This window comes from Flavobacterium sp. 20NA77.7, assembly GCF_031326205.1.
Classification (GTDB): domain Bacteria; phylum Bacteroidota; class Bacteroidia; order Flavobacteriales; family Flavobacteriaceae; genus Flavobacterium; species Flavobacterium nakdongensis.
In genome coordinates this window covers 2,235,312-2,248,675 of the sequence record NZ_CP133721.1, presented here as the reverse complement: position 1 = coordinate 2,248,675, position 13,364 = coordinate 2,235,312, and the positions used below count along the sequence as shown (strand labels likewise).

Here is a 13,364-nt window from a genome sequence, read left to right as displayed (position 1 = left end):
ATGAGCACAAAATTTACTGAATACAAAGGACTTGACCTGCCAACAGTAGCATCTGAAGTTCTTGATTTTTGGAAAAAAAATAACATCTTTGAACAATCAGTAACTTCTCGTGAAGGAGCTACACCCTACGTGTTTTTTGAAGGGCCACCATCTGCAAATGGATTACCTGGAATTCACCACGTTATGGCGCGTGCGATTAAAGATATATTTTGTCGTTATAAAACTCAAAAAGGCTACCAAGTTAAGCGTAAAGCAGGTTGGGACACACACGGTTTGCCTGTAGAATTAGGCACCGAAAAAGAATTAGGCATTACCAAAGAAGACATTGGAAAAACCATTTCAGTTACCGAATACAACGAAGCGTGTAAACGAACAGTAATGCGCTATACAGATGTTTGGAATGATCTTACCGAGAAAATGGGCTATTGGGTAGATATGGAAGATCCGTATGTGACGTATAAATCCAAATATATGGAATCGGTTTGGTGGTTGCTAAAACAAATTTACAACAAAGATTTACTATACAAAGGCTACACCATTCAGCCATATTCGCCAAAAGCAGGAACAGGTTTATCTTCGCACGAAGTAAATCAGCCAGGTTCATATAGAGATGTTACCGATACCACTGTTGTAGCACAATTCAAAACTAAAGAAGACACATTGCCAAACTTTTTACAAGGTTTTGGAGACATACATATTTTAGCTTGGACGACTACGCCTTGGACATTGCCATCAAATACAGCATTGACTGTTGGGCCAAAAATCGATTATGTTTTAGTTCAAACGTTCAATCAATATACTTTTGAGCCTGTAAATGTTATTCTAGCTAAGAATTTAGTTGGGAAACAGTTTGGAAAAGGATTTTTTACAAGCACAGAATCATCTGATTTCGAAAATTTCAAAGCTGGAGATAAAAATATTCCATTCAAAATTTTAGCCGAATGTAAAGGTTCAGATTTAGTAGGAATTCGTTACGAACAATTAATGCCATTAGCATTACCGTATCAAAACCCTGAAAATGCCTTTCGAGTAATTGCTGGAGATTTTGTTACTACTGAAGACGGAACAGGAATTGTGCATACCGCTCCTACTTTCGGTGCAGATGATGCGAAAGTAGCCAAAGAAGCTACTCCAGAAGTACCGCCGATGTTGGTATTAGATGAAAATGGAAATGCAGTTCCTTTAGTAGATTTGCAAGGAAAATTCATTTCAAATCTAGGCGAATATTCTGGGAAATACGTTAAAAATGAATACTATAATGAAGGCGAAGCGCCAGAACGCTCTGCCGACGTAGAAATTGCAATCCAATTAAAAGAAGAAAACAAAGCCTTTAAGGTAGAAAAATACGTTCACAGTTACCCACATTGTTGGAGAACCGACAAGCCAATTTTATATTATCCGTTAGATTCTTGGTTTATTAAAGTAACCGAAATCAAAGATAGAATGTTCGATTTAAACGAAACCATCAACTGGAAACCAAAAGCAACTGGAGAAGGACGTTTTGGAAATTGGTTAAAAAACGCCAACGATTGGAACTTGTCTCGTTCAAGATATTGGGGAATTCCATTACCAATTTGGAGAAGTGAAGATGGAACGGAAGAATTATTAGTAGGTTCTGTGGAAGAATTATACAATGAAATCGAAAAAGCTATTGCTGCAGGTTTCCAAACAGAAAATCCGTATAAAGGATTTAAAGTGGGGGATATGAGTGAAGCCAATTATGATTTAGTCGATTTGCATAAAAATGTGGTTGACGGAATTATTTTAGTTTCTCCTTCAGGCAAACCAATGAAACGCGAGACCGATTTAATTGATGTTTGGTTCGATTCGGGCGCAATGCCTTATGCTCAATGGCATTATCCATTTGAAAATAGAGACTTAATTGACGAAAATAAAGCCTTCCCGGCTGATTTTATTGCCGAAGGTGTAGACCAAACGCGTGGCTGGTTTTATACGTTACACGCCATTGGAACCTTAGTTTTTGATAAAATTGCATACAAAAATGTAGTTTCAAACGGATTGGTTTTGGATAAAAACGGACAAAAAATGTCAAAACGTTTAGGTAATGCGGTGGATCCATTCACTACTTTGGCAGAATATGGTCCTGATGCTACACGTTGGTATATGATTTCAAATGCCAACCCTTGGGACAACTTGAAATTTGACATTGAAGGTGTGGCTGAGGTGCGCCGAAAATTCTTTGGAACACTTTATAATACCTATTCGTTCTTTGCTTTATATGCAAATATTGATGGGTTTACGTATTCTGAAGCCGAAGTGCCACTACAAGACCGACCAGAAATTGACCGTTGGATTTTATCTGAATTACATACGTTAATTCAAGTAGTTGATGCCGCTTATGCAGATTATGAACCGACAAAAGCAGCCCGTGCTATTTCAGATTTTGTTCAGGAAAATTTAAGTAACTGGTATGTTCGTTTGTGTAGAAGAAGATTCTGGAAAGGCGAATACGCTCAAGATAAAATCGCCGCATATCAAACGCTTTATACGTGTTTACTCACTGTTTCTAAGCTAAGCGCGCCTATTGCGCCGTTTTTTATGGAGCAACTTTATAAGGACTTAAATGAGGTAACACAACAGGAAAAACACGGCAGTGTACATGTTGCTGATTTCCCCGTTTCGGTTGAAAACTTTGTTGATAAATCACTGGAAAGCAAAATGTTAAAGGCGCAAACTATTTCATCATTGGTATTATCGCTGCGCAAAAAGGAAATGATTAAAGTACGTCAACCTCTGCAAAGAATAATGATTCCAGTACTTGACGAGATTTTTAGAGCAGAAGTTGAAGCTATTTCCGACTTAATTAAAGCTGAAGTAAATGTCAAAGAAGTCGAACTTTTAGATGATGCGTCAGGGGTGTTAGTGAAACAAATTAAACCAAACTTTAAGACCTTAGGTCCTCGTTTTGGAAAAGATATGGGTTTGATTTCCAAAGAGATACAAAATTTTAATCAAGATCAAATTAATCAATTAGATAGAGAAGGAGTGTTAGAAATTGTACTTTCTGGAAAAAGCCTAACTTTAGCATCCGACGATGTGGAGATAACTTCACAAGACATTCCGGGTTGGTTAGTAGCCAATGCAAATGGAATAACAGTAGCGTTAGATATTACTATTTCTGATGATTTGAGAAAAGAAGGAATAGCAAGAGAGTTAGTCAATCGTATTCAAAACATCAGAAAAGATTCTGGATTTGAAGTGACCGATAAAATTAAAGTTCAGATTCAAAAAGAAGAAAATGTGTATGAGGCAGTGCAGGCAAATGAAGACTACATTACATCAGAGACATTAACAGAAAGTATTTCTTTTGTTGATGAAATGCAAAACGGCATAGAAATTGAGTTTGATGGTATTCAAACAAAATTAGCCATTACAAAATAAATTAGTATTAACCAAAATAGAGTGAATTATGGTAGATGAAAATGTAAGATATTCAGATGCTGAATTAGTAGAATTTAAAGAATTAATTTTAGCAAAATTAGATAAAGCTAAAAATGATTTAGAATTAATAAAAAGCGCGTATTTAAATGATTTAAATAACGGAACGGATGATACTTCCCCTACATTCAAAGCTTTTGAAGAAGGAAGTGAAACGATGAGTAAAGAAGCTAATTCTCAATTAGCTATTCGTCAAGAAAAATTTATTCGCGATTTAAAAAACGCATTAATTCGAATTGAAAACAAAACCTATGGAATTTGTAAGGTAACAGGTAAACTAATAAATAAAGAACGATTAAAACTTGTACCTCATGCCACCATGAGTATTGAGGCAAAAAACATGCAGAGATAACAAATTGTAACAAGCTAAAAAGCCCCGACATTGTCGGGGCTTTTTTTGTTATGAAAGGGTTATAAATTTTGAAACAAATACACATTAGATATGCGTTTTTCACAACGAATATTTAAAAAAATACACACTAAAATGCGTAATAAAATGTTAAACAAACTATAATTTTTCTATATTTGCGCAAATTTATGTGTATGAAAAAAATAATATTATATCTTTTTGTTGCATTTTCGATAAATGTATCTTCTCAAAATTTAATTAGTGTTCCCTTTACAAATGGCTTTGTAGGAAATAATACCGCAAACAATCAATCTACTAATGCTTATTATTTAAGTGGAGCCTCTGGTTTAGGATGGACAAATATTCAATTTGCTCAAAATTCAACATCAAGTATATTTGTAGCCCAAGGTAATGATATTATCGGTATGGTTATTATTACAGATGCTAATGGTGTTGAGCATACCATAAATGGATTTGTTAAATGGAGAGCTCCAAGCGGAACCGTTACAACATTGGTTTTTCAACCTCAAACAGGGAGTAATTTCACCCTAGCTACAAATGGTTTTAATGGCTCATCAACTTATGTAATAAATGATACAAAGTATATAGGATTAACTTTTAACGGTCAGTCTTTAAGTATATCGCCTGTACCTGGAACGGTTTCTGGTAATGCGGCAACTAATGGCTTGTTGGATGCGCTAAATAATTATTTAGGATCTTTGCCCTCTGTATCAATACAACAAACAGCTACTGTAAATGAAGGTACAACAACAATAACGCTTACAGTTACTTTATCTGCAACTAGTTCTAATACTGTTTCAGTTAATTATGCCACTGCTGATGGCACTGCAATAGCTGGATCAGATTATACACTAGGTAGTGGGACAATTACTTTTTCTCCAGGTCAAACAACACAAACAATAACTATAACAATTATTAACGATAGCGCTGCAGAAGCAACAGAAAATTTTACTGTAACTATTACTGATCCAGTTAATGCTTCAATATTAAATGCCACATGTGCAGTTACCATTACAGACAATGATAGTGTGCCAACTGTAAACACATCTAGTAATTTTACAAATTTTAATTCATGTAGCGGTTCTGTTTCTGCTGCACAATCTTTTACAGTTTCTGGGTCAAATTTAACAAATAATGTTGTTGTTACGGCTCCAACTGGTTTTGAGGTGTCTTTGACGTCAAACTCAGGTTATTCCTCAAGTCTAACAATAACGGCATCAGGAACATTGAATGCAACTACTGTCTATGTAAGATTAGCGTCATCTGCTTCGGGTAGTCCGAGCGGAAACATTCAAATAACTTCAACAGGAGCCACTTCACAGAATATACCAATAGCAGGTACTCTTTCAACTTTATCAACTACTTTCACGCAATTAAACGTTCCGTGTAACGGGGGTTCAAATGGATCGGCAAGTATCACACCATCAGGAGGTACAGCTCCCTATACTTATTTGTGGTCACCATCAGGAGGTACAGCTTCAACAGCTTCAGGTTTAACAGCAGGAACATATACTTGTACTGTTACTGATGCAAATGGATGTACGACATCTCGAAGTCTTACTATTACACAGCCAACAGCTCTTGTTGTAACGCCATTGTCTCAAACTAATGTTGCATGTAATGGAGCCTCAACAGGTGCTGCATCGATTAATATTCCAACAGGAGGGGAATGGGGGTATACTTATAATTGGACGCCAGGTAACCCAACAGGAGACGGAACGCGTTCTGTTACCGGTTTAACAGCAGGAATATGGACATGTATTGTCACTGATGCGAATGGATGTACTGTTTCACAAAATTTTACTATTACCCAACCAACAGCATTGACCCTTACGGGCACGCAACAAATTACATTATGTAATGGTGCTTCATCAGGTTCTGCAAGTGTTATACCTTCAGGAGGTACAGGGCCTTACACTTTTTCATGGTCACCATCAGGAGGCACAACTTCAACAGCTACAGGTCTAACTCCAGGTACATATATTTGTACGGTTACAGATTCAAATGCTTGTACAGCAACTAGAACTTTTACAGTTACTGCAGGACCAACAGCAGGTACATTATCAGGCACACAAGCGATTTGTATTGGTAACACTACCACTTTTACATCTACAGCTTCAGGAGGTACATGGACATCAAATGATACAACAATTGCTACAGTAAATGCTTCAACAGGAGTGATTACAGGAGTGTCAGCTGGTACTGCTACGATTACCTATACAGTAACAGGCACAGGAGGTTGTTCAGATGCTACAGCAACACGAACTGTTACAGTTACAGCTGCGCCATATGCTGGAGTATTAACTGGTAATCAAGCTATTTGTATAGGTGGTACAACTCAATTTATTGCAGGTCAGCCTGCTCCATCAAATTTAAGTCTTGGATTCACGGGTTATAATCAGTCAGAAGCATATAATCTTATTCCAACTTCATTTAGTAGTGCTAAAGTTCAAGTTATTTTAACCGCAGCTGAACTTTCTCAAGCTGGTCTAAGCGCCGGTCAAAATATCAATGGAATTTCATGGTTTGTAAAAACGGATTACACTACTTCGACAATTACTGCTGATTGTTTTGCTGATCTTACATCTATTAATACTTTTACATCTTCAAATTTTTTACCAGCTCCAACATCAAGAGGGACTATTACGGATGCTGGTACCTTGAATAATGCTTGGAGGCAATTTACATTTAATACACCAATTATTTGGGATGGCACATCTAATTTATTAGTTCAGATATGTAGAACTAGTGCTGGTCAAAATGTTTCGGATGAAGTAGGTTATGTTAATATTCCTGCTGGGCGAATGAACACAGGATATTTATCCGTTGGCTGTTTAGGCGCATCTGGAACATATTATAATAATTCTCTAAGGCCGCAAATGGGAATTTTAGCAGGAGCTTCTTCACAAACCCCTTCTGTAACAACAGGCGGAACTTGGGCATCAAGTGATACAACGATTGCTACTGTAAATACTTCAACAGGACTTGTTACAGGAATAGCAGCTGGTACAGCAACAATTACATATACAGCAACTGGAACAGGAGGTTGTTCAGATGCCACAGCAACACGAACGGTTACAGTTACAGCTGCGCCATCGGCAGGTACATTATCAGGCACACAAGCGATTTGTGTTGGTAACACTACTACTTTTACCTCTACAGTTATTGGCGGAACTTGGACATCGAGTGATACAACTATTGCTACAGTAAACACTTCAACAGGAGTGATTACAGGAGTGTCAGCTGGTACTGCTACGATTACCTATACAGTAACAGGTACAGGTGGTTGTGCAGATGCAACAGCTACGCGTACAGTAACAGTAACAGCTGCACCATCAGCAGGAACATTATCGGGTACTCAGGCGGTATGTGTTGGAAGTACAACTACGTTTTCATCAACAGTTTCAGGAGGAACATGGGTATCAAGTAATACATCTATTGCTACAGTAAACCCTTCAACAGGAGTGATTACGGGTGTTGCACCTAGCTGTGGAACAATAACTGCATCAAATTTAAATGGGGTTACCAATATAGCTAATGCTTCAGGAGGTGATCAAATAGGTCAATCTTTTACAGCACTTTCATCGGGTAATTTATCAAAAATAAAATTAACATTATGGCCTACCGGTTCACCGCAGCTTGTACTCCGTGCATATAATGGCAATACTCTTGCTTCGGCATTTGGAGGTACTATTATAGCAACATCTAATGTTGCCACAAATATGCCTTCTTTCACTAATTGGCAAGATTTAGCAACTTTTGAATTTCCAACAGCTCCAGCTTTAGTAGCGGGACAGCAGTATGTTTTTGAAATAATCAACTATTCGACTGGTTATACAGGTTTAACGGATTCATATGCTGGTGGACAATCATTTCACACGTTAAATGTGGGTTATCCCGGAGACATGAATTTTCAAGTAGAAATGTGTCAAACTGCTACGATTACGTATACAGTAACAGGTACAGGTGGTTGTGCAGATGCAACAGCTACACGTACAGTAACAGTTACTGCTTCACCATCAGCAGGTACATTATCAGGCACACAAGCAGTTTGTGTTGGAAGCACAACAACTTTTTCTTCTACAACTTCAGGAGGTTCTTGGACATCGAGTGATACCACAGTTGCTTCAGTAAATACTTCAACAGGAGTGATTACGGGAGTAGCGTCTGGTACAGCTACGATTACGTATACAGTAACAGGTACAGGTGGTTGTGCAGATGCAACAGCTACACGTACAGTGACAGTAACAGCTGCACCATCAGCAGGAACATTATCGGGTACTCAGGCGGTATGTGTTGGAAGCACAACAACTTTTTCTTCTACAACTTCAGGAGGTTCTTGGACATCGAGTGATACCACAGTTGCTTCAGTAAATACTTCAACAGGAGTGATTACGGGAGTAGCGTCTGGTACAGCTACGATTACGTATACAGTAACAGGTACAGGTGGTTGTGCAGATGCAACAGCTACACGTACAGTGACAGTAACAGCTGCACCATCAGCAGGAACATTATCGGGTACTCAGGCGGTATGTGTTGGAAGCACAACAACATTTACTGCAACTAATAGTTCTCCAGGTGTTTCAATAACTGGTTCAGCATTAGATCTTGACGGAAGTGACGATTATGTAAGCGCTCCTTCAGCTGTTTATTTTGATGATAACACCTATACAATAGAAGGCTGGGTATATATCAAATCTCATGCATTTTATCAGAGATTTATAGACTTTGGGAATGGTCCAGATAACAGTAATGTTGTATTGATTTTAAGCGAAGCTACTAGTGGTAAACCTGGATTCGTTAATATAAATGCTGCAGGACAGCAAGATTTTATTATCAGTCCTACACCTATGCCATTAAATGAGTGGGTACATATTGCTGCAGTTAGAAATGGTTCATTTGCAGGAATATACGTTAATGGAGTGTTAACTGTGTCTAGTAATTCTTGGGCTATAAATACCGAAAATATTATAAGAAATAATTGTTTTGTTGGCAAGGATAATTGGGGAGTTCAAACCGCTAATGTAAAAATGGCGGAATTACGTATTTGGTCTTCTGCTAAAACACAAGCTCAAATTCTAGCAGCAATGAACACTTTAGCATCCCCTCAGGCAGATTTAAGATTGCTTTATAGATTTGACCAAGGAATAGCCAATCAAACAAATACAGGAATAATTACTGTAAATGATCAAAGTGGTGCAAATTACAACGGAGGAAGTCCTTCTAACGGTACACTAAATAATTTTGCATTAACAGGCACAACATCAAATTGGACCACAGGAAGAACTATTGTTCAAAATGGCACGTGGTCAAGTTCAGATAATACTATAGCTACAGTTGATGCTAACGGATTAGTTACAGGAGTAGCAGCAGGAACCGCAACGATTACATATACAGTTACAGGTACGGGAGGTTGTGCAAATGCAACAGCAACACGAACTGTTACAGTTACAGCTGCGCCATCGGCAGGTACATTATCAGGGACACAAGCTGTTTGTGTTGGTAACACTACCACTTTTGCCTCTACAGTTAGTGGAGGAACTTGGACATCAAGTGATACAACGATTGCTACAGTAAATGCTTCAACAGGAGTGATTACAGGAGTAGCAGCAGGAACCGCAACGATTACGTATACAGTTACAGGTACGGGAGGTTGTGCAAATGCAACAGCAACACGAACTGTTACAGTTACAGCTGCGCCATCGGCAGGTACATTATCAGGCACACAAGCGATTTGCGTTGGCTCAACAACAACATTTACTGCAACTAATAGTTCTCCAGGTGTTTCAATAACTGGTTCAGCATTAGATTTTGATGGAAATAATGATTATATAACAGCTCCATCTGGAGTGTATTTTGATGATGATACCTTTACAATCGAAAGTTGGGTATATGTAACTGCTCATAATTTTTATCAACGCCTATTTGACTTTGGTAATGGTATTACAAATAATAACGTATTATTCGTTTTGAGTGAAGCCACAAATGGTAAACCAGGATTCAATATATATAATGCAAGTGGTCAAGGTCATTTTATCAATAGCCCAACACCGCTTCCATTGAATCAATGGGTACATTTAGCCGCTGTTAGAAACGGTACATTTGCTGGTGTTTATGTAAACGGTACCTTAGTGGTATCTGCAAATGATTGGACAGTAAGTACGCCAAATGCAATAAGAAACAATTGTTACATTGGTAAAGACAACTGGGGAAGTAATGTAACAATGAGTGCCAAGATTAGTGAATTCCGCATTTGGTCTACAGCAAGAACTCAAGCTCAAATACAAGCGAATATGGATGCTTTGGCATTACCTCAATCAGAATTAAGATTATTATATAAATTTGACCAGGGTGTTGCTAATCAAACCAACACTTCCATTACAACGGTAACGGATCAAAGTGGTGCAAATTACAACGGAGGAAGTCCTTCTAACGGTACACTAAATAATTTTGCATTAACAGGCACAACATCAAATTGGACCACAGGAAGAACTATTGTTCAAAATGGCACATGGTCAAGTTCAGATAATACTATAGCTACAGTTGATGCTAACGGATTAGTTACAGGAGTAGCAGCAGGAACCGCAACGATTACATATACAGTTACAGGTACGGGAGGTTGTGCAAATGCAACAGCAACACGAACTGTTACAGTTACAGCTGCGCCATCAGCAGGTACATTATCAGGTGTACAGTCAGTTTCGGTTGGAAGCACAACAATATATACAGCTACAGTTAGTGGCGGAACTTGGACATCAAGTGATACAACGATTGCTACAGTAAATGCTTCAACAGGAGTGATTACAGGAGTAGCTTCAGGCACAGCAATCATTACTTACACGGTTATAGGCACAGGAGGCTGTTCAAATGCTACTGCAACACGAACAATTATTGTATCGAATGTTATTGATGCATTGAACGACACCCCAATTGCTATAGTATCGGGCGGTTCAACACCATCAGTTGTTCTTAATGACACTTTAAATGGTTCGCCAGTAGTAATTGGTACGAATCCAGGCCAAGTAACCTTAACAGGTGTAACGGTTCCAACAGGCTTAACATTAAATCCAAACGGAACTATTACAGTAGCAGCAGGACTTCCATCAGGCATATATACGGTTACATATCAAATTTGTGAGAATGGAGCTAGTCCAGTAAATTGTGATACTGTAACAGTTACAGTTATTGTATCGAATGTTATTGATGCATTGAACGACATCCCAATTGCTATAGTATCGGGCGGTTCAATACCATCAGTTGTTCTTAATGACACTTTAAATGGTTTGCCAGTAGTAATTGGTACGAATCCAGGCCAAGTAACCTTAACAGGTGTAACGGTTCCAACAGGCTTAATATTAAATCCAAACGGAACTATTACAGTAGCAGCAGGACTTCCATCAGGCACATATACGGTTACATATCAAATTTGTGAGAATGGAGCTAGTCCAGTAAATTGTGATACTGCAACAGTTACAGTTATTGTATCGAATGTTATTGATGCATTGAACGACACCCCAATTGCTATAGTATCGGGCGGTTCAACACCATCAGTTGTTCTTAATGACACTTTAAATGGTTTGCCAGTAGTAATTGGTACGAATCCAGGCCAAGTAACCTTAACAGGTGTAACGGTTCCAACAGGCTTAACATTAAATCCAAACGGAACTATTACAGTAGCAGCAGGACTTCCATCAGGCATATATACGGTTACATATCAAATTTGTGAGAATGGAGCTAGTCCAGTAAATTGTGATACTGCAACAGTTACAGTTATTGTATCGAATGTTATTGATGCATTGAACGACACCCCAATTGCTATAGTATCGGGCGGTTCAACACCATCAGTTGTTCTTAATGACACTTTAAATGGTTTGCCAGTAGTAATTGGTACGAATCCAGGCCAAGTAACCTTAACAGGTGTAACGGTTCCAACAGGCTTAACATTAAATCCAAACGGAACTATTACAGTAGCAGCAGGACTTCCATCAGGCATATATACGGTTACATATCAAATTTGTGAGAATGGAGCTAGTCCAGTAAATTGTGATACTGTAACAGTTACAGTTATTGTATCGAATGTTATTGATGCATTGAACGACACCCCAATTGCTATAGTATCGGGCGGTTCAACACCATCAGTTGTTCTTAATGACACTTTAAATGGTTTGCCAGTAGTAATTGGTACGAATCCAGGCCAAGTAACCTTAACAGGTGTAACGGTTCCAACAGGCTTAACATTAAATCCAAACGGAACTATTACAGTAGCAGCAGGACTTCCATCAGGCACATATACGGTTACATATCAAATTTGTGAGAATGGAGCTAATCCAGTAAATTGTGATACTGCAACAGTTACAGTTATTGTATCGAATGTTATTGATGCATTGAATGATAGTAGCGTTCCACTTAATGGAGTAATTGGCGGTTCAACACCATCAGCTGTTCTTAATGACACTTTAAATGGTTCGCCAGTAGTAATTGGTACGAATCCAGGCCAAGTAACCTTAACAGGTGTAACGGTTCCAACAGGCTTAACATTAAATCCAAACGGAACTATTACAGCAGCAGCAGGACTTCCATCAGGCACATATACGGTTACATATCAAATTTGTGAGAATGGAGCTAGTCCAGTAAATTGTGATACTGCAATTGCAACGGTAGTTATAGGTCAATGTATTGATTTTCCTATTAATGATTGTGATAATGATGGTTTAACTAATGCACAAGAACTAAACTTAGGAACAGATCCATTAAATCCAGATTCAGATGGAGATGGCGTTAAAGACGGTACAGAAGTAACAGATGGAACCAATCCATTAAATCCATGTTCATTTGTCTTGGCACATCAAACAGTTACACCAACAACTGCTTGGAACAGTTTAGATTGTGATAACGACGGGTTAACTAATGCACAAGAACTAAGCTTAGGAACAAATCCATTAGATCCAGATTCAGATGGTGACGGGGTATTAGATGGCACAGAGGTTATTGATGGAACAGACCCAACAGAGGGTTGCGATGCAATTATGGTACATTCAACTTTGCCATTGAGTCAAGAATTTTTAGATGGAGATTGTGATGGAGACGGCTTAAAAAATGGAGAAGAGATTGGTCCAATCCCGAATCAACCATTTGATCCTAATGGAAATGGTATTCCAGATTATTTAGAAGTAAATGATTTTAATGTTGGAGGTGTAATATCATCAGATGAATTAGAAATATTTAACTTAGTAACACCAAATGGAGATGGAGACAATGATGTGTTTGTGATAAGAAACATTGAGTTATATCCAGAAAATTCATTAGAGATATTCAATCGTTGGGGCGTTCAAGTTTATGGAGTAGATGGTTATGGTCAAAACGGTAAATACTTCAGAGGAATTTCAGAAGGACGTGTAACGATACAACAATCAGCAGAGTTACCAGTAGGAGCGTATTGGTATGTATTGAAATACAAAAATGCACAAGGCGTTGAAAAACATCGAGTAGGTTATTTATATATTAACAAATAATAAGAAATAGGAGGAGAACTAGT

At 38.1% G+C, this 13,364-nt stretch carries 3 protein-coding genes; all 3 read left to right on the top strand.

The window, feature by feature from the left end; genetic code table 11:
* The 3 genes from ileS to RF683_RS09910 all read left to right on the top strand — a co-directional run bounded on the left by ileS (position 1) and on the right by RF683_RS09910 (position 13,341).
* Positions 1–3,402 carry an isoleucine--tRNA ligase gene (ileS, locus tag RF683_RS09920; RefSeq protein ID WP_309532128.1) on the top strand — a complete coding sequence of 1,134 codons (3,402 nt, stop codon included), beginning with the start codon at positions 1–3 and terminating at the stop codon, positions 3,400–3,402.
* 28 nt (positions 3,403–3,430) lie between these two features.
* Positions 3,431–3,811: a TraR/DksA family transcriptional regulator gene (locus RF683_RS09915; protein WP_298655577.1), complete on the top strand. Its 381-nt coding sequence runs from the start codon at positions 3,431–3,433 to the stop codon at positions 3,809–3,811.
* A 191-nt stretch (positions 3,812–4,002) separates the two neighbouring features.
* Complete coding sequence (locus tag RF683_RS09910; RefSeq protein WP_309532127.1) at positions 4,003–13,341, top strand: Ig-like domain-containing protein; 9,339 nt, start codon at positions 4,003–4,005, stop codon at positions 13,339–13,341.
* The last annotated feature ends 23 nt before the right edge of the window (positions 13,342–13,364 follow it).

Coding starts and splice junctions, on each gene's coding strand:
- ileS (WP_309532128.1), top strand. CDS start 1: ATGAGCACAAAATTTACTGAATACAAAGGACTTGACCTGCCAACAGTA.
- RF683_RS09915 (WP_298655577.1), top strand. CDS start 3,431: ATGGTAGATGAAAATGTAAGATATTCAGATGCTGAATTAGTAGAATTT.
- RF683_RS09910 (WP_309532127.1), top strand. CDS start 4,003: ATGAAAAAAATAATATTATATCTTTTTGTTGCATTTTCGATAAATGTA.